This window comes from Nitratidesulfovibrio sp. HK-II (assembly GCF_003402415.2).
GTDB lineage: Bacteria > Desulfobacterota > Desulfovibrionia > Desulfovibrionales > Desulfovibrionaceae > Cupidesulfovibrio.
This window is the reverse complement of sequence record NZ_AP036014.1, coordinates 2,515,335-2,533,334: the sequence shown is the minus strand read 5'-3', so window position 1 is coordinate 2,533,334 and position 18,000 is coordinate 2,515,335. Positions and strand designations below refer to the sequence as shown.

At 69.3% G+C, this 18,000-nt stretch carries 12 protein-coding genes; 2 read left to right on the top strand and 10 right to left on the bottom strand.

What is annotated here, in order from left to right; translation table 11 throughout:
* Positions 1-59 precede the first annotated feature (59 nt).
* Positions 60-2,801 carry a heavy metal translocating P-type ATPase gene (locus tag RVX_RS10560; RefSeq protein ID WP_116305821.1) on the top strand — a complete coding sequence of 914 codons (2,742 nt, stop codon included), beginning with the start codon at positions 60-62 and terminating at the stop codon, positions 2,799-2,801.
* 171 nt (positions 2,802-2,972) lie between these two features.
* On the opposite strand, the gene RVX_RS10555 is transcribed toward RVX_RS10560, so the two are convergent.
* The 6 genes from RVX_RS10555 to RVX_RS10530 form a co-directional block, all read right to left on the bottom strand.
* Positions 2,973-3,395 carry a hypothetical protein gene (locus RVX_RS10555; protein ID WP_007527762.1) on the bottom strand — a complete coding sequence of 141 codons (423 nt, stop codon included), beginning with the start codon at positions 3,393-3,395 and terminating at the stop codon, positions 2,973-2,975.
* A gap of 337 nt (positions 3,396-3,732) precedes the next feature.
* Positions 3,733-5,244 (bottom strand): UTP--glucose-1-phosphate uridylyltransferase, encoded by a 1,512-nt coding sequence (locus tag RVX_RS10550; RefSeq protein ID WP_116305820.1) that lies wholly within the window; start codon positions 5,242-5,244, stop codon positions 3,733-3,735.
* Positions 5,245-5,585: 341 nt separating this feature from the next.
* Positions 5,586-7,466, bottom strand: a complete 1,881-nt coding sequence (locus RVX_RS10545; RefSeq protein WP_116305819.1) for a UbiD family decarboxylase — start codon at positions 7,464-7,466, stop codon at positions 5,586-5,588.
* Positions 7,467-7,662: 196 nt separating this feature from the next.
* A complete protein-coding gene (locus RVX_RS10540) occupies positions 7,663-8,433 on the bottom strand; it encodes a winged helix-turn-helix domain-containing protein (RefSeq protein ID WP_116305818.1) in 771 nt (256 codons plus the stop codon).
* 157 nt (positions 8,434-8,590) lie between these two features.
* Positions 8,591-9,085 (bottom strand): rubrerythrin family protein, encoded by a 495-nt coding sequence (locus RVX_RS10535; RefSeq protein ID WP_116305817.1) that lies wholly within the window; start codon positions 9,083-9,085, stop codon positions 8,591-8,593.
* 300 nt (positions 9,086-9,385) lie between these two features.
* Entirely contained in the window at positions 9,386-11,920 is a 2,535-nt protein-coding gene (locus RVX_RS10530) for a type IA DNA topoisomerase (protein WP_230404544.1), read from the bottom strand.
* Positions 11,921-12,064: 144 nt separating this feature from the next.
* Here RVX_RS10530 and RVX_RS10525 point away from each other — a divergent pair, with 144 nt between their 5' ends.
* Positions 12,065-12,829 carry an IMPACT family protein gene (locus tag RVX_RS10525; RefSeq protein ID WP_116305816.1) on the top strand — a complete coding sequence of 255 codons (765 nt, stop codon included), beginning with the start codon at positions 12,065-12,067 and terminating at the stop codon, positions 12,827-12,829.
* A 48-nt stretch (positions 12,830-12,877) separates the two neighbouring features.
* Here RVX_RS10525 and pgl read toward each other — a convergent pair whose 3' ends face one another.
* The 4 genes from pgl to RVX_RS10505 form a co-directional block, all read right to left on the bottom strand.
* Complete coding sequence (pgl, locus tag RVX_RS10520) at positions 12,878-13,615, bottom strand: 6-phosphogluconolactonase (RefSeq protein ID WP_116305815.1); 738 nt, start codon at positions 13,613-13,615, stop codon at positions 12,878-12,880.
* Between the two features lie 273 nt (positions 13,616-13,888).
* Positions 13,889-14,338, bottom strand: coding sequence for an OsmC family protein (locus tag RVX_RS10515; RefSeq protein ID WP_116305814.1), 450 nt, complete (start codon positions 14,336-14,338; stop codon positions 13,889-13,891).
* Positions 14,339-14,447: 109 nt separating this feature from the next.
* A complete protein-coding gene (locus RVX_RS10510) occupies positions 14,448-15,194 on the bottom strand; it encodes an N-acyl homoserine lactonase family protein (protein WP_116305813.1) in 747 nt (248 codons plus the stop codon).
* Between the two features lie 385 nt (positions 15,195-15,579).
* Positions 15,580-17,676, bottom strand: coding sequence for a methyl-accepting chemotaxis protein (locus RVX_RS10505; protein ID WP_116305812.1), 2,097 nt, complete (start codon positions 17,674-17,676; stop codon positions 15,580-15,582).
* Positions 17,677-18,000 lie beyond the last annotated feature (324 nt).

The following is an 18,000-nucleotide window of genomic DNA, read 5'->3' as shown; positions in this document are numbered from 1 at the left end:
AGCCGTCGTTTCGGCCAGCGCGCGCCGCTTTGCCGCCATGCGCCGATCCGGGAGCCCACATGACCACGCCCGATGCTTCTTCCGCATCCTCTTCCCTCGCCGCCACAGCTCCGGCCCCGGCGTCCGGCTCATCATCCGGGCCATCATCCGGTCCGGGCTCCGATCCGGGGAGCGGCGTGGCCCCCGATCTGTCCCGGCTGGTGCTGCCGGTGCGGGGCATGACCTGCGCGGTGTGCGCGGGCCGCATAGAACGCATGGTGGGGCAGATGGACGGGGTGTCGCGCATCAGCGTGAACCTGGCCACCGAAACCATGGACGTGGCGTGGAACCCGGCCGCCCTGCATCTGGACGACATAGCCGAACGGGTGAAGGACCTGGGTTTCGAGGCCGTGCTGCCCGACCCCGCGTCGGCAGCGGACCCCGACGACGGCGTGCTGCGCTACGCCGTGCGCGGCATGCACTGCGCCGCCTGCTCGGCGCGCATCGAGCGCGCCGTGGGCCAGATGGAGGGCGTGGCCGCCGTCACCGTCAGCCTGGCCACGGAAACGGCGCAGGTCACCCCCGCCCCCGGCCTTGGGCCGGACGCTGCGCAGGCCCTTGCCGCCGCCGTTCCCGCGCGCATCGCGGAATTGGGCTTTTCGGCGGAACGCATCCTGCCCCGGCAGGATTCCGGCACGGCCCTGTGGGAAGCCCAGCGCGAGGAAGCCGCCGCGCGCCTTTCCCGGATGCGCGGCAAGCTGGCGCGCGAATTCGCCTTCACCATCCCGCTGCTGGTGCTCTCCATGGGGCACATGGCGGGTCTGCCCCTGCCCGCCTGGCTCGACCCGCACCACCAACCGCTGGCCTTCGCGCTGGCGCAGCTCTTCCTGACCCTGCCGGTGCTGTGGTTCGGGCGCGACTTCTACCGCATCGGCTTCGGCAACCTGGCCCGCCGCGCCCCCAACATGGATTCGCTGGTGGCCGTGGGCACGGGCGCGGCCTTTGCCTACAGCCTGTGGAACACCGTGGAGATAGGCCTTGGGGTGGAAGTGGCCCGGCGGGTCATGGACCTGTACTACGAGTCGGCGGCGGTGCTCATCGCGCTGGTGTCGCTGGGCAAGTACTTTGAACTGCGCTCGCGCACCCGCACGTCAGAGGCCATCAAGGCCCTGATGGAGCTTGCGCCGGACACCGCGCTGCGCATGGAGGACGGCGAGGCGCACGAGGTGCCCGTGGCCTCCGTGCACGCCGGCGACCGGCTGCTGGTGAGGCCCGGCGCGCGCATTGCCGTGGACGGCGTGGTGGAGGAGGGCAGCAGCAGCGTGGACGAGGCCATGCTGACCGGCGAAAGCCTGCCGGTGACCAAGAATCCCGGCGACCCGGTGGCGGGCGGCACCATCAACCGGCACGGCTCGTTCGTCATGCGGGCGGAACGGGTGGGCGCGGACACCGTGCTCGCGCGCATCATCCGGCTGGTGCAGGACGCCCAGGGCTCCAAGGCCCCCATCGCCAACCTGGCGGACCGGGTGAGCCTGTGGTTCGTCCCGGCGGTGATGGCGCTGGCCGTGCTGGCCGGGGTGGCGTGGTATGCCGCCGGATCGGAATTCACCTTCGCCCTGCGCATCTTCGTGGCGGTGATGGTCATCGCCTGCCCGTGCGCCATGGGCTTGGCCACGCCCACGTCCATCATGGTGGGGACAGGGCGCGGCGCGCAACTGGGCGTGCTGATCAAGAGCGGCGAGGCGCTGGAGCAGGCCGGAAGGTTGACCGCGCTGGTGTTCGACAAGACCGGCACGCTCACCGTGGGCAGCCCGAGTCTGACGGATGTTGTGCTGCTGGCCGACGTGGTGACGGCGGGAGTGGAGGACGGCGTTGCGTCGGCCGTCCCTGACGAGGCCACGCTGGTGCGACTTGCCGCCTCGCTGGAGGCCCTTTCCGAGCATCCCCTGGCCGAGGCCGTGGCCGCCGGGGCCACGGAGCGCGGCCTGGCCCCATGGCCGGTGGAGGACTTTCTGGCCGTGCCCGGCAAGGGCGTGCGCGGCCGGGTGATGGCGGATGACGGCTCGCGGTTTTTCGTGGCCATCGGGAATGCGGCGTTCATGGCGGCGGAAGGCGTGGCCGGGCACGATGCGGCCAGCGTCACCGCCCGCGCAAACGCGCTGGCCGAGCAGGGCCGCACCCCGCTGTACATGGCCGTGGACGGCCGCATGGGCGCCCTGCTGGGCGTGGCCGACCCGCTGAAGCCGGAAGCGCCCGAGGTGGTGCGCCGCCTGCGCGCCATGGGCGTGCGCGTGGTGATGCTGACCGGCGACAACCGCCGCACCGCCCTTGCCGTTGCCCGGCAGGCGGGCATCGAGGACGTGCGCGCCGAAGTGCTGCCCGACCAGAAGGAGCAGGCCGTCAGCGCGTTGCAGGCCGAAGGGCTCGTGGTGGGCATGGTGGGCGACGGCATCAACGACGCCCCGGCCCTTGCGCGCGCCCATGTGGGCATCGCCATGGGCACCGGCATCGACGTGGCGGTGGAGGCGGGCGACATCGTGCTGCTGCGCGGCGGGCTGGACGGGGTGCTCACGGCGCTTGCCCTCAGCCGCGCCACGGTGCGCAACATCCGCCAGAACCTGTTCTGGGCCTTCGGCTACAACGTGCTGGGCATACCGGTGGCGGCCGGGGTGCTGCACGCCTTTGGCGGGCCCACCCTGTCGCCCATGCTCGCAGGCGGGGCCATGGCCCTGTCGTCGGTTTCGGTGGTCGGCAACGCGTTGCGGCTGCGGTTTTTCACGCCGTCGGGCGGGCCGGAGGGCGAACAGGCCAGGCAGGCCTGATCCAGGTCACGTCCGCCTGCCTTCCGCCGCACGCGCTGGCCTGGCGGGGGGCGGACCCATGGGGGAAACGCAAGGGGCGCCGGATCATGACGATCCGGCGCCCCTTGCCGTTCGTTGCGGCCCGCGCCCGTCCCCTTGCATGCGCGGGAAGCGGCGGCGGGCCAAACCGGCTCAGTATTCCTTGATGTATTCGTCCAGGCTGTCGGCGGTGCAGTTGCGGCTTACCCAGTAGGCGGCGGCCCAGACCATCAGCGCGGTGGCCTGCGTGTCGTCCAGCCGTTTCAGCTTGGCCTCCAGGCTGGCCTTGCTGGCCCCGTGCTTGGTGTGCACCATGCCCACGTCGCAGGCGTCCATGACCCGCAGCAGCAGGTAGGACAGCCGCGTGTGGTCGGGCAGCAGGCGCAGGTCCTTGTGGGCCTCGATGATGGTCTTGAGTTCGGGCCCCGAAAAGATGCTCTTGATGGAGGAAATGGCGCGGAAGAAGGTGTCCACGGCCCACGGCAGGATGAATTCCGCCCCGGCGCTCTTGGTGCGGAAGTAGTCCTTGAGCCAGCGTTCCTGCTCCGACGATATCCTGGCGGCAACCTGAGGCATGTTCGCCCTCCCTGCTCGGGGTGCGGCTGTCGTCCTGCATGGCGGTGGACGGCGGCACACGGCGCACGGGCCGTGGCGGGGCGTCCCCGTTCCGGCGGGCCGGGCTGCATGGCCTGCATGCGCGCCCCGTGGCAGTGGCGCACGCATGCCCTCAAGCATGCCCCAGACACACCGGTCTCACGGGCACGTTAGGTCAGACGGAAGAAAAGCTCAAGAAAAAATCTAGAAATGGCCGCGCGTGGTTACGCATGGGTGGCGGGGCCGGGTGCATGCGCCTGGGCGCGGGAGAGCAAGTGGTTGCCGCCGTGGATGCAGGTGGCCGCGTTCAGCTGCGCGGCTACAGGTTCACCTCGCCTTCCAGCACCGTGCCGTGCGGCACCATGGCCTGCATGCACGAGGGGTTGCGCACCACCACCCGGCCGCGCGCGGTCACGTCGCGCCCGAACAGCACGTCTCCGTGCACGGTCAGCGCGGCGCAGTGCAGCAGCGATGGCGCGCCGTGGGGAAAGCGGGCCATCAGCCGGTCCCACGTGCCGTAGTGCGCGCCGTCCAGTTCCACCAGCGCGTTGTCGGTGGTGCAGTCGGGGTTGGGGCGCACGCGGCCGTCGGGCTCCAGCAGGGTGCGGTCGGACCACAGCACCAGCAGGTCGCTGCACCGCTTCACCGGCAGAAAGCGTTCGCGCCGGGTGACGATGGCCCGCGCCTGGGGGAACAGGCCGATGGCCGCGCCCATGGCCGTTTCCACCTGCCAGACCTTTTCCGATTCCGGGTCGCGGGGGTTTACGGTCTTGGGGTTGCGGATCATGGGCAGGCGCAGCAGGCCGTGTTCGTCGATCTGACGGCGCAGCGCGCGCAGGTCCAGCCAGATGTTGTTGGTGTTGAACAGCCCGTAGCGCACGATGTCCTGGAAGCGGGGCAGGTCTTCGTCGGGGCACTGGGCCAGTTCGCGCAGCACCAGTCCCCCGTCGCGCGAGCGGGCCAGGTGCCCCCCCTTGCGGTCGGACGCGGTGCGCGGCGCGCACTCCATCAGGAAGGGGATGTTCTCTTCCATGAGGTAGCCGAGGATGGCCGGGTCGAGCGTGGCGCCCAGGTTGTCGGCGTTGGAGATGAGCGCATAGCGGCGGCCTGCCTCCAGCAGCCTGTCGAGATGGCCGGAAAGGGCCAGCGCGGCGTAGATGTCGCCGTGGCCGGGCGGGTTCCATTCCAGATCGGGATTTGCCGGGTAGTCCACGGGCCGCAGCGTGGCCCGTGACACCTTGGGAAAGCGGTGCTGCAGGAAGGAGCCCGGCCTGCCGGTGTGGTGCAGCCCCAGCACGTCCAGGGCGCGCTGGGTGTCCTGGTGGGTGGAGAAGCTGTTCATGAACAGCAGCGGTGAAGGGCCGCCGTGGGTGCGGCGCAGGTGCTCGGCCTGGCGCACGATGAGTTCCAGAAAGGTGGCCCCGTCCTTGGCGGGCAGCAGCGACTTGGCGTGGGTCATGCCCATGCCGGTGCCAAGGCCCCCGTTCAGCTTGATGCATGCCGCCTCGCGCAGGCGGGCGCGCCCGGTGGCGGCGTAGGGGGCCAGGTCGTCCAGCGCGGGCAGGTCGTCGCGCCCCACGGGCAGGATGTCGGCTTCGGGGATCAGCCCGGTGCGCCCGCAGGCCAGTTCCTCGAGATACGAGGCGAACAGCGCCACCAGTTCGGACGGCAGCCCGGCCTGGGCCATCTTGACGGCAAAGGGGCGCAGGGGAACGGAGCATGCGTCGGTGTCCGCTTCCGCCGCCCCGGCAAGGGCAGGGGTACGGACGCTGGCGGGCGTGATGCCGGGGGCGGCGGGCCGGGTCAGCAGCTCGGAGCCGGAATGGGGCATGGCAACCTCTGTAGACGGTACGAAGGCATTCCGGTGGCGTGCGGGCGGCGTTATGAAACGGACGCCGAAGCCACGGGCACGCGAGAATGCACCAAATGTAGCATAACTTCAAGAAAAGGACAGCAGAAAAGGGCAGTTGCGCATGGCATGGCGGTGACGGCGGGGTGACGGAACGGAGCAGGCTGGCGGCGGAAAACGGCGAAAGCAAATATTCGCAGCAGGTTGCCGACGCAAAAGGGCGGCGCGGCGATCTGGCCGCCGCGCCGCGAAAGCCGCGAAATGGAGTGGGGAGCACGGAGCTTCCTGCCCCCGACGGGGGCGAGGAGCGCCGTGCGCGCTTGCTACAGGTAGCCGTGCAACGGCCCGCCGGGCGCGGCCAGCGCGTCCACGCGGCGCTCCACGTCGGGGTCGGTTTCCAGAGCCGGGGCGTGGAATGACTTCAGCCGCGCGTCGATGACCAGCGGCCCGGTGCATCCCCAATGCTTGCAATGGGTGAATTCGCCCGCGCCGTACATGTCGGTGGCCGGGTCCGACCGGGTGAAGACCACCCACAGGAAGTTGTCCCAGTTGGCGGCGGTGAAGGCCGGGTCGTCCACCACCACGAACAGGGGCAGGCCGTCCAGCCCGTGCGCGTGGGCCAGCCTGGCGGCCAGTTCGTGCATGGCCGGGTCGTGCTCGTCGCGTCTTGCCGTGTGCCTGGGCCCGCGCAGCACCACGACGCCCCGCCCGAACAGGCGCGGATCGCCGAAGTTGCCTGCGGTTGCGCCATCCCCGGACCGCGCGTCCCCAGACCGTGCATCCAGCGGCAGGTCGCCGGGCAGGTTGTCGGCCAGTTGCCGCTTGCGCGGGCCCGCCGCCGCCCACACCAGCTTGGACCCCTGGTTCAGGCTGATGCCGGTGTAGTCCAGGGTGTCTATGGTGGTGCGGGTAATGAAGTGCAGGTCGCGGGTGAAGTCGGTGCGCTCCAGCATGTGCGTGAAGAAGCCGGGGAAGTCGTGCGTGGACAGGGAGGGCGCGTCCTCGTGGGCCATGATCAGCACGTACTTGGAAAGGGATGTCTGGGTGGACCCCAGCAGGGCCATGCCGCAGGTGATCAGTTCCTGCGGCTGGCGTTCTCCGGCGTAGGGCACGTAGCGCTCGCTGCCGATGGCCAGCAGAAGCGGGTGCACCCCGGCGGCGTCCACGGCGTGGATTTCGCGCACCCCCGCGAACACCTGGGGCACCAGGTCTGCCGTAAGCTGGTGGATGAAGTCGCCGAACACGGTGTCTTCCTGCGGGGGGCGGCCCACCGTGGTGAACGGCCAGATGGCGTCCGGGCGGTGGTGCACCGCGTCCACCCGCAGCACCGGAAAGTCGTGCGCCAGGCTGTAGTAGCCCAGGTGGTCGCCGAAGGGGCCTTCCGGCTTCTGGTACGGGGCGATGGTGCCGCTGATGCAGAAGTCGGCCTCGGCCAGCATGGGCAGCCCGCCGGGACGACGGATCATGGGAATGCGGAAGCCCGCCATGGCCCCGGCGAACAGGATTTCGGCAAGGCCTTCCGGCAGGGGCATGACGGCGGCCAGGGTCATGGCGGGCGGCCCGCCCACGAAGACGTTCACCTTCAGCGGCTCGCCCCGGCGCAGGGCCTGGGCGTGGTGGAACCCGATGCCCCGGTGGATCTGGTAGTGCAGGCCCACCTCGCGATCCTTCTCGTAGTCCGGGCCGTCCAACTGCACGCGGTACATGCCGATGTTGGACTGCATGGGGCCGGGCGCGTCGGGGCTTTCGGTGTACACCTGCGGCAGGGTGACGTAGCCGCCGCCGTCCATGGGCCACGAGACCAGGCGCGGCAGGTCGCTGATGGCGCACCGGTGGCGCAGCACCGGCCCGTCGGACACCGATTTCGGCAGCATGGACCACAGGGCGCGCGGCACGCCGGTGTAGCGCAGGGGGTGGCGGAAGGCGTCGAAAGGGTCCAGCTTCAAACGGAAGATGCCTTCCACGGCGCGCAGCGTGTCGCGGAAGATGAATTTCGTGCGCTCCATGGTGCCGAACAGGTTGGCCAGCATGGGAAAGCGGCAGCCCTTCACCCGGGTGAACAGCATGGCGGGCGCGCCCGCGCGGTAGGCGCGGCGCTGGATGGCGGCGATTTCCAGGTTGGCGTCCACCTCTGCGTCGATGCGCACGAGGTGCTTGTGGCGTTCAAGGTCGGCGACGCAGGCGGAAAGATTGCGGTAGGTCACGGGTTCCTCGTCATGACGGCGTGCTGGCCATGGTTCGCGCGGGCCGGGCGGAGCGACCGGGGCCGGGGCGCGGCGGGGTTCGGGAATGCGACAATGCGACAAGCTTGCCCGCGACGCAAGCCCGGAATGGAGCCGGTATGGACGGAGTGACAAGCGGGCCGCGGGGCGGTGATGGCGGCAGGCACGGGTCGCGGCGTCAGTCCGTCTCAAGCCGGTAGCCCACGCCGCGCACGGTGCGCAGGCGCGTGCCGCCCCTGCTGCCGGGGGGGGCGGCGCGTTCCAGCGCGCGGCGCAGGCGGGAGACCAGCACGTCAACAGCATGGGGTGCGTGGGGCGCATGGGGCGCGTGGCTGTCCGGCGTCGCTGCGTAATCCAGGCACCAGCGGGCGATGTCCGACCGCTGCACCACCGTGCCCGCCCGGCGGAGCAGCAGTTCCAGCAGCAGCCGTTCCTGCGGGTGCAGGGCAAGGGGGCGAAAGTCGCGGGTGACGCGCCCGGTGACAGGGTCGAACACGATGTCGCCAAGGGCCAGCACACCTGCGGACAGCGGCCCCCGGCCGGGCGGGGCGGCCAGCCCCGCCGCACGCAGGGCCGACACCAGCGCTCCGGCGGCGAACGGCATGCGCAACAGGCGGGTGGATGGGGGCAGTCCGGCGGCGCGCACGCGCCGCAATTCCTGCCGGGCCGTGGCGGCATGCAGCAGGACCACCGGAATGCCCGGCGGAACTGAATGCGGGGGCAACGCGAGGGGAGCGGTGCTGGAAGCGCGGGGGGGCGTGCCGCTTTCCGGCGGGATTAGCAGGTCGAGGTCCGCCACCAGCGCGTCGGGCGTGGCGTCGGGTGCGGCGTCTGGCGAGGCATCGGGCGCGGCATCGGGCGGCGTGACCAGCCGCAACCCGACCTCGGCCAGGGGGACGGCCATGCGTGCGGCGATGCGCGCATCGGCGGTACGCAGGTGGATCAGCATGCGGGTGGTGGGGGGGCGGGGTGCGCGTGCATACGCCCGGATACTGCACCGCGCCGCCGGTGTCGAGACGCTGCCGCCAACCGGCAAAACGACGGGAGGGCCCCGGTGGTGCACACCGGAGCCCTCCGAAGGGACGCATGGCCCGTGCAGGGGCGAGCTACGCGACCTTGTAGAAAGCGGACGCCGCGGCGTTGCAGATGGGGCACTTGCCGTCGTGCGGGCCTTCGTGGGTGTAGCCGCACACGGAACACACGTAGTAGTCCACGTCGGCCAGGGCCGAGGGATTTTCCAGGGCCTTGCGGTAGAGGTTGGCGTGCACCTCTTCCACGGCGTTGGCCCAGCCGAAGTAGCGCGCGGGCACCTTTTCGCCTTCGGCTTCGGCCTCGGCGATCATCTGCGGGTACATCTTGGTGAATTCGTAGGTTTCGCCGTCGATGGCGGCCTTCAGGTTGTCGAGGGTGGAACCGATCTTGCCCGCGTTGCGCAGGTGGCCGTGGGCGTGGATGGTTTCCGCCTCGGCGGCGGCTCGGAACAGTTTGGCGACCTGCGGCAGGCCTTCCTTGTCGGCCTGCTTGGCGAACGCGAGGTACTTGCGGTTGGCCTGGGATTCACCGGCAAAGGCCGCCATCATGTTCTCATGGGTCTTGCTCATCGATATGCTCCTTGTGGTTTCGTGATTGGGTTCCTTGTTAGGAACAATTCCTGTTTAGCGGCCATCCATAGGCTTGTAAAGTTCTTTTTTAAAATTTGAGGAAAGAAATCGTCGAGAGCATACGCCATCCGCCCGGCTGGGGGAAGGGCGGGCGCGTGAAAATGGGGAACGCGGAAGGGCCGCGAGCGGAAGCGCGGCGAGGGCAGGGCATACGGGGCCGTGTGCGGAGCGGGGAGGCAGGATTGCCGCACCCGGAACAGAACGGGTCGGAACGGAATGGGGCGTGGCGAGGGCGTCTGGCTAGATGTCGGCGGTGCCCGGTGCGCTCGGAGTGCCCGGAGTGCCCGGTGTGCCCGGTGTGCCCGGTGTGCCCGGTGTGTTGGGCGCGTCCGGTGTATTGGACGTGCCGGGGGCGGCATGGTCGGCGGGCGATGCGGTTTCATCCGCCTGTTGCGGGGCGGGAGCGCCCTCCGAAGCCCGGCGCGACCCGTCGGGCACGAATTCGGGGCGCAGGCGGCCGCCCTTCAGCACCAGGTGCGCCCGGAACGGCTTGCCCTGGCGCGAGGTGAAGTCCATGGCCTGCGCGGTGCGGCCCGTGGCCAGCAGTTCACGCGCCGTGGGCTCGTCCAGTTCGCGGCCGAAGGTGGTGCGCCAGAGGATGAACGGGCAGCGGCCGTTGGTGGCGACGGGTTCCGCACCGCCGTCAGGCATCGCGCCTTCCGCGTCGACCTTTTTCGCGCCGCGTTTGGCACGCGCGGTTTCCTTCTCCGCGCCGCCGTCCCCATCCCCGGACGCCTTGCCGCGCTTTTTGGCGGGCGGCTGCCCGGTGCAGGCCCAGCCGCGCGGTGTTTCGCGCACCTCGCCGCCGCACAGGGGGCACAGGCCGTCCGGTGTGCGGGCGTACCGTTCGGACGCCGTGTCCAGCAAACGGTCCAGGTTGCGTCCGCCCACCCGCTTGATGCGGTGCACGCCGTGCCACACGCTTTCGCGTATGCCGTGCATGAACTGCGGGTAGGTGGCGGTGCCCGCCTCCATGTCCTTGAGGGCCTTTTCCCACGTGCCGGTCAGTTCGGGCGAGGCCACGTCGGGCAGCAGCGCCTCGATGACCTCGGCCACCTGCATGCCCCGGTCACTGGCGATGAGCCGCTTGCCCTGCCTGCCCACATAGCCGCGCTGGAGCAGCGTTTCGATGACCTGGGCGCGGGTGGCGGGGGTGCCGAGGCCGCGTTCCTTCATGGCCTGGCGCAGTTCCTCGTCTTCCACCAGCTTTCCGGCGGTTTCCATGGCCGCCAGCAGGGACGCATCGGTATAGTGGGCCGGGGCCTTGGTCTGGCGCGTCACCCGGCGGATATCCTGCGTATGCAGCTTCGCGCCCTTGCGCAGGGGAGGCAGGGGGGTATCTTCCGCCGCGCGCCACGGCTCCACGGCCAGCCAGCCCTTTTCCTTGAACACCTTGCCCCGCGCGATGAAGGCGTGGTCGCCCACCTTCACCGTGACGGTGGAGGTGGAGAACCTGGCCTCGGCGCAGAAGGCGGCGATGAACCGGCGGCAGATCATCTCGTAAACCTGCCGTTCCGTCTGCGAGAGGCGGGCCGGGTCGCCCTTGCGGGCGGTGGGGATGATGGCGTGGTGGTCGGTGACCTTGCGGTCGTCCACACAGGCAAACTTGACCTTGCCGGACTTGATGCGCGTGACCGCCAGCATGGTCCCGTCCGGGTACAGGTGGTGGATGGCCCGGAAGTGGTTGAGGATTTCCGCGAACAGTTCCTTGGTCAGGTGGCGGGAATCGGTACGCGGGTAGGTGATCAGCTTGTGCGTTTCGTACAGCGCCTGGGCGTGGGCCAGGGTGTCCTTGGCTGAGAGGCCGAAGCGGGTGTTGGCTTCGCGCTGCAGGGTGGTCAGGTCGAAGGGCAGGGGAGGCTGCTGGCTGCCCGCCTTGCTGGCCACCGATTCCACCACGCCTTCGCGCCCGGTGCAGGCGGCGGCGATGGCCGATGCCTCGTCCTCGCTATCCACCCGGGCTTCGCGCAGTTCCGGCGGGCGGTGCCATACGGCAGGGAAGGCGTCGGGCGTGCCGGGCGGCGCATCGGAAGGGGCGGCGTCAGCGGGAGCAGCGGGAGCGGCATCGTCGTCTTGCGATGCGCGGGCCTTGGCCGCGCCGGACGGGGCGAACACCCCTTCCACGGTCCAGAAGTCCTGCGGCACGAATTCTTCGATCTCGCGGCGGCGGGCGGCCAGCAGGCACAGCACCGGGGTCTGCACGCGCCCCACCGAGACAAGGCCGCCGGTCTTCACCGTGAACAGGCGCGAATAGTTCATGCCCACCAGCCAGTCGGCCTCGGCCCGGGCAAAGGAGGCAAGGCCCAGGTTGCGCTTTTCCGCGTCGGGCAGCAGGCGGGACAGGCTCTTGCGCAGGCCCTCTTCGGTCATGTCGCTGGCCCACAGGCGGCGCACGGGCTTGGCGCATTCGGCCATCAGGTAGATGCGCCGGAAGATCAGTTCGCCCTCGCGCCCGGCGTCGGTGGCGTTGATGACGCCCGTGACGCGCTCGTCGGCAAGCAGGCGTTGCAGCACGGCGAACTGGTCCGCCGTTTCCGGCAGCACCCGCAGGCGAAAACGCGGCGGCAGCATGGGCAACTGGTCCAGGGTCCAGCGGCCTGCCCAGGCCGGGTCCTGTTCCTCCGGCTCGGCGATGCCCACAAGGTGGCCCACGGCCCAGCTGACCAGGTGGTCCGGCCCTTCCAGAAAGCCCGCGCGGCGCTGTGTGGCGCCCACGTGGGGGGCCAGTTCGCGTGCCACGGAGGGCTTTTCGGCGATGATCAGGGTCTTGGACATGGGCGGACTGAACCAGTGGGTGAAAGGTTGGCGGGACGGCGTTGCGACAATGGCGTCCGGGAGGGCGGAGTGATGGGCGGTTGTCCGGACGCCCTTGGCGTTGCACCTTGACCCGCCACCGGCGGGCGGCTACAGCCGGAGGCCATGACCGGCCAGCGTATCATTAGCCCATCCGACATCGCGCCGGAAGCCGAATCCGCAACGGGCGAATCCGCACCCGCAGCGTCGTCGCCGCCCGCCCCCGCCCGCTACCCGGTGCCCGACATGGCGCAGGGGGCAGGGCTGACCCGCGTTGCGGGTTTTGCCGGGGGCGTGTACCGCCGCGAGGATTCCATCAAACGCAGCCGGTTCATCGTCAGCGTGGCCCACGCGCCGGACACGGCCACGGCGCGTGCCTTCACGGATGCGGTGCGCGCCGAATTCGCCGACGCCACCCACAACTGCTGGGCCTTCGCGGCCGGGCCGCCGGGCGAAACCGGCCGCATCGGATGCAGCGACGACGGCGAACCCCACGGCACCGCCGGTCGCCCCATGTTGCAGCAACTGCTGCATGGCGGCGTGGGCGAGGTGGCGGCGGTGGTGACACGATATTTCGGCGGGGTCAAGCTGGGCACCGGCGGGCTGGTGCGGGCCTACGCGGCCATGGCGCGCCTGGGGCTGGACGGTCTGCCCCTGCGCCAACGCATCGTGCCCGCGCGGGTATCCGTGGTGCTGGCCCATGGCCGGGCAGGGGCGCTGCGGCGGCTGCTGCCCGTCTACGAGGCGGCCATTCAGTCCGAACTGCATGGGGCCGACGTGGAGTGCATCATCGGCCTGCCCGTGGAGCACGCCGCCGCGTTCATGGCCGCCGTCATCGACATGGCCGCCGGTGAGGCGCTGGTGGAGGTGCTGCCCCCGGCGGAAGACTGACCCGGTTGCGGCCAAGCCGGTTCATCGCAGACGAAAGAACACGTTGAACTACCCCTTGGCCGCGCCTTCGTCGACAATCCACACCAGATCCCCATTGGTGGGCTTCACGAACTGGGCGGGCAGGGTGGGTTCCGCCAGCAGGTCCAGCGCCCGGGCCAGCACGGGGTGCTTCTCCCCTCCCGACACCAGGAACACGCAGCAGCGGGCGTTGTTCAGCACCGGCAGGGTCAGGGTAAGCCGGTCGCTCTTGGTGGCCAGCACGTATTGGTCGATGACCAGGCGCGAGCGCTCGGCCAGCCCCGTGCCGTCGGGGAACAGCGACGCGGTGTGTCCGTCCTCGCCCATGCCCAGCAGCACCATGTCGAAACGCGGCCAGGCCCCGTCTTCCAGGTCGAAATGTTCGCGCAGCAGCGATTCGTAGGCGGCCGCGCCCTCCACCGGGTCCATCTCGCCCTTCATGCGGTAAAAACGGGTGGCGGGGGCCAGGGACAGCAGTTCGCGCCGGGCCACGCCGTAGTTGCTCTGGGGGTTGTCCGGCTCCACGCAGCGCTCGTCCACCCAGTATACGGCGATCTTCTCCCACGGCAGGCGGTCGAGCCAGGCCGGGGTGGCCAGCAACCGGAACAGCGGGATGGGCGTGCTGCCGCCGGACAGCGCCAGGGTGAACACGCCGCGCGCGGCCACGGCGCGTTCGCAGCGGTCCAGCAGCAGTTGGGCGGCCTTTTCGGCCATGGCGGCCGGGTCCTTCATGACGTGCAGGGCGAGATTGATGGAACGGTTGGACATGGCGGCTCCGGTGGCGGCGATTCGGTTGGCGGTTCGTGTGCGGGGGCGGCGCGCGTGGCGGAACTGCTCCCCATGGCGGATATGTTGGCGATGACGAATCTGCCACAGGACCGCCCGCGAGGGAATGGGCAGATGGCGGGCAAAGGCGTTCGACAACGGCAGCGTGCCCCATGAATGCGACAGCGCCGTGGCGGGCCACGGCGCTGCGGGAAGTGGGGGGAAACCGGGGGATAAGCACGCGGCGCATGTCGCCGCGTCGAGCAATTGAAGACGCTACGCCAGCACCACCTCGAACGCGGGCGGCGTCATGATGTGCTTTTTCACGGCGCACAGTTCCACGGCGCGCACCAGCGCATCGCGGTATTCGTCCGGAAAGCCCTGCGGCGGCGTGACCACGAAGGTCATGCGGGTGACCTGAAAGCCCTTGGGCGCGAATTCGCAGCCCACGCGGATGCCCAGGCCTTCCGTCGATATCTTGCGCGCCTCGCAGAAGCGCTGGGCGTACACGCCCGCGCAGGTGGCCAGCGATGCCAGGAACAACTCGAACGGGGTGGGGGCGGTGCCCTCGCCGCCGTCCTTCACCGGCTGGTCGGTGCGGATGACGGTGTCCGGGGTGGCGGACGCGTCCTGTCCGGCGGGGGCATCGCCCGTGACGGCGGGGTGGAGTATGGCGTCGATCTTCATGCCGCCGTTGAAGGCGACGTCGATGAACTTCATGGTCATGCTGCGGCTCCTGTGGATGTTCCAGCGTTCAGGTGCGGTGGAGCGGGCGCGGGAACGGCGCGCCACATTCCGGTGCGGATGGTCGCGGGGTGGCGCAGGGCCGCGCCGGTCAGCCGATGGTCTCCATGCGGGCGAAGCGCGGTTCGTGCAGCGGGATGACGATTTCCGCCGCCTGCTTCACCTTGAGCATGATGTCGTAGCCCCGCTTGGGGTTGATGCAGGTGCCGGGAGGAATGACCTCCATCTCCATGCCCTTGATGGCGGCGGGCGGGTCCATGTTCTCGTCGATGATGCAGAACCCGGTGATGGCGGCGGTGCCCTGTTCCGTGTCCACGAACACGGTCAGGCCGCCCTCGGTGTGCACCGGGGTATGCACCACCCGGATGCCGGGCAGGATTTCGCGCTCTTCTTCCGTGATCACGCGCAGCTGGCCGTTGTCTTCCACGTCGGCGATATAGTCTTCAAGGTAGCGGAAATCCAGCGGATGCGGGTTATGGATCGACTCCAGTTCCTTCTCGTGCACCCAGATTTCCGCGTTTTCGCACTTGTAGTCGTTTTCGCAGTGGTCGTTGTGCAGATGGGTGTGGATGACCACGTCGATGTCCGCCGGGGTGAGCCCGTACTTGGCCAACCCCGCCTCGAAGGTGTAGATCCTGCCGCCCAGCGCCGCCTCGCGGTCCGGAGAGACGATGGGGTTCAGCTCGCCGGTGTCCACCAGGATGCGCTTGTCGCCGCCCTCAATGTACCAGGTGTAGATGGGGATGGTGTAGGGCGTGCCGTAATCGTGCTGGTAGGTCATCATGCCCTTGTCGAAGACCTTGGAACCCATGACGATGGGGTGGATGCGGTACTTCATGCGACGCCTCGCGTGCTGACGGTTGCCGGAAGACGCCCGGACCCACGGCAAGCGCGCGGCCGGGCGGGGTGCCGGGCGCGTCCCACATGCGTCCGGCCAATGGCGGCGCGCGCTGGCCCCCGGAACTTGTCGTGCATCCGTGGGCCGTTGCGGTCCGTGGATGCACTGCCGAAAGGGGCGCGCCCGCCACGGGGCAGAGAGTAAGCACTTCGGCCCCGGTTGTCACGATTTCCTCCCGTTTCGGTGGGAAATGGCCGCGCTACGGGCGGCTGCACGGTGCTGGCCGTACGCGGCGGCTCCGCATGGCGCACGCGAAACGCCCCGGCATCGCGGGGATGCCGGGGCGTGGAGCGTCTTGCGGGGCCAGAGGCCGCGCGTCGGGTGGCTAACTGCCTTCCTTCAGGTCGCGGATGACGTCCTGCAGTTCCGACGACAGCCGGGCAAGCTCGCCCACCTCGCGGGTGGACTGGGCCATGGCCTCGGCCATTTCCGAGGCGATGCGGTTCACCTCGTCGGTTCCCCGGTTGATCTGCTCGGATGCGGCGGACTGTTCTTCCGACGCCGTGGCGATGGACCGTACCTGGTCGGCCGTGGCCTCCACGATGGACACGATGCGCGCCAGCGCCTCGCCCGCGCGGGAGGCGAGATCGGTGCTGCGTTGCACCACCTCGGCCGCGCGGCCCATGCCGGTGATGTTTTCCTGCGTGCCGCGCTGGATGGCGGTGATGGCGTCGCCCACTTCCTTGGTGGCGGTCATGGTCTTTTCCGCCAGCTTGCGCACCTCGTCGGCCACCACGGCAAAGCCGCGCCCGGCGTCACCGGCCCGGGCCGCCTCGATGGCGGCGTTCAGCGCCAGCAGGTTGGTCTGGTCGGCGATGTCGGTGATCACGGTCATGATGTGGCCGATGCCCTCGGCCCGCTTGCCCAGTTCGCCAAGGCCGGTGCTCATCTCGCGAGTGAATTCGTCCACCTTGCGGATGCTGTCCACCACGTCGCGCACGATGGTGCCGCCCGCTTCGGCCTCGACCCGGGCGCTTTCGGCGCTTCCGGCCGCGCGCGAGGCATTGGCGGCAACCTCCAGCACGGAGGCGTTCATCTGTTCCATGGCGGTGGCGGCCTCGGCCGTGCGGGCGCGCTGCACCTCCGCGCCGGAGCGGGCCTCGTCCACCTGCCCGGCCAGTTCGTGCGAGGCGTTGCGCACGTTGGCCACGATGCCTTCCAGCCTTTCCGCCGTTTGGCGGATGCCTTCCTTGCGGGCCTGTTCGCCGCGCAGGCGGGCCTCTTCGGCTTCGCGCAGGGCGGCCTCGGCCTTGCCGGTCTGTTCCTCGGCTTCCCTGGTCTTGACCTTGGCCGTGGCCAGCAGTTCGCCAAGGTTGCCCACCATGGCGTGCAGGCTGCCGTGCAGGGCCAGCAGTTCGCCAGAGAAATGGCGCGCGTCGGGAAGGGCGTCGAAATCGCCGGACGCCACATGGCCGGAGGCGGTCACCAGCATCTGGATGGGATTGGCCACGGAGCGCGCCAGCAGCCACGCCACGATCATCAGCACCACGGCGATGCCCGCGCCCACCATCAGGATGTAGTTCACCACGCTGGCGGACTGGGCGTACACCTCGGCCTTGTCGATGATGGCCACCAGCTTCCAGCCCTGGTAGCCGGTATGCACGGTGACCAGTTTGTCCACGCCGTCCAGGGCCGCTTCGAAGGTGCCGCGCTGCATCTTCATGATCTGGACGAGGGCGGGGGAGCCGGTGTCATCGGTCTTCTTGAAGCTGAACTTCTCGTGCTTCGGGTCGGACAGGATGACCGAGGTGTCCTCGATCAGCATGACATAGCCGGTCTTGCCGATGCGCAGGCTGGAGGTGACCTTGGTCAGGGTGGACAGGTTGATGTCCACGCCCATGACGCCCACGATCTCGCCCGCGCCGCTGCGTACCTTGCTCATGACGCTGGCCACCGGGTAGCCGGTGGTGGACATGTAGGCCTTGCTGATCAACGTGTTGCCGGAAGAGGCCATGGCCTCCTTGTACCAGGGGCGCTTGCGCGGGTCGTAGCCCGCGGGCACGCCGGAACCGTCGATGTGGCTGAGAAAGCCCCCGTCCTGGTAGCCGACGAAGATTTCGTCGTACCAGTTGTTGGCCTTGCCCATCAGGGTGAACACCTTGGCCAGCGCCTGTTCGTCCGGCGTCAGCGAGGCGTGGTGCAGCTTGTTGTCCTGCTTGGTGTCGGCGTAGGAGGTCACCTGGCCCTTGGCTTCCACCACCCGGGGCAGCGAGGCAAGGTAGACCACGTTGCGTTGCGCCGCCTCGAAGAACGTGGCGACGAAGTCGTTCACCCGTTCCAGTTGCGCGCTGGACGAGTCTTCGAAATCCTTCAGCGAGGCCCGGCGGATTTCGATGGACACCACGGCGGAAACGCTGCCGATGGCGACGACGATGGACAACAGAAAGGCGATGATCAGTTTGGTGCGAATGGTCAGAGACATGGAGCCCCCCATGGCGACTGGATGTTTACGGTTGGCCCGCCGTTAACCCTTCCGTCGCGTGACGCGGGATTGCGAGGAGTGTGTGCCCGCTTGCGGCATCCGAATGGCTCCCCAGCCGCTCCCGAACGCCGCGCGGCCTTCATGCCCATATTCATGGATATTGGCAAGGGCTATGCACCTGTGCATATTATAAGTTTTGTAGGTGGCACTATAACGATAAAGAGTTGGGCTCGTGCGGCGGGCGTGTGGCGTTCTTGTTGCGGTGACGTGGTGCGTCAATGCGCGGCAGGGTTGCACGCCGCCCGGCGACGCTATATGGTCCGC

Bases quoted from the DNA above. Each gene is read 5' to 3' on its own strand.
- RVX_RS10560 (WP_116305821.1), top strand. From the start codon at position 60: ATGACCACGCCCGATGCTTCTTCCGCATCCTCTTCCCTCGCCGCCACA.
- RVX_RS10555 (WP_007527762.1), bottom strand. From the start codon at position 3,395: ATGCCTCAGGTTGCCGCCAGGATATCGTCGGAGCAGGAACGCTGGCTC.
- RVX_RS10550 (WP_116305820.1), bottom strand. From the start codon at position 5,244: ATGCCCCATTCCGGCTCCGAGCTGCTGACCCGGCCCGCCGCCCCCGGC.
- RVX_RS10540 (WP_116305818.1), bottom strand. From the start codon at position 8,433: ATGCTGATCCACCTGCGTACCGCCGATGCGCGCATCGCCGCACGCATG.
- RVX_RS10535 (WP_116305817.1), bottom strand. From the start codon at position 9,085: ATGAGCAAGACCCATGAGAACATGATGGCGGCCTTTGCCGGTGAATCC.
- RVX_RS10530 (WP_230404544.1), bottom strand. From the start codon at position 11,920: ATGTCCAAGACCCTGATCATCGCCGAAAAGCCCTCCGTGGCACGCGAA.
- RVX_RS10525 (WP_116305816.1), top strand. From the start codon at position 12,065: ATGACCGGCCAGCGTATCATTAGCCCATCCGACATCGCGCCGGAAGCC.
- pgl (WP_116305815.1), bottom strand. From the start codon at position 13,615: ATGTCCAACCGTTCCATCAATCTCGCCCTGCACGTCATGAAGGACCCG.
- RVX_RS10515 (WP_116305814.1), bottom strand. From the start codon at position 14,338: ATGACCATGAAGTTCATCGACGTCGCCTTCAACGGCGGCATGAAGATC.
- RVX_RS10510 (WP_116305813.1), bottom strand. From the start codon at position 15,194: ATGAAGTACCGCATCCACCCCATCGTCATGGGTTCCAAGGTCTTCGAC.
- RVX_RS10505 (WP_116305812.1), bottom strand. From the start codon at position 17,676: ATGTCTCTGACCATTCGCACCAAACTGATCATCGCCTTTCTGTTGTCC.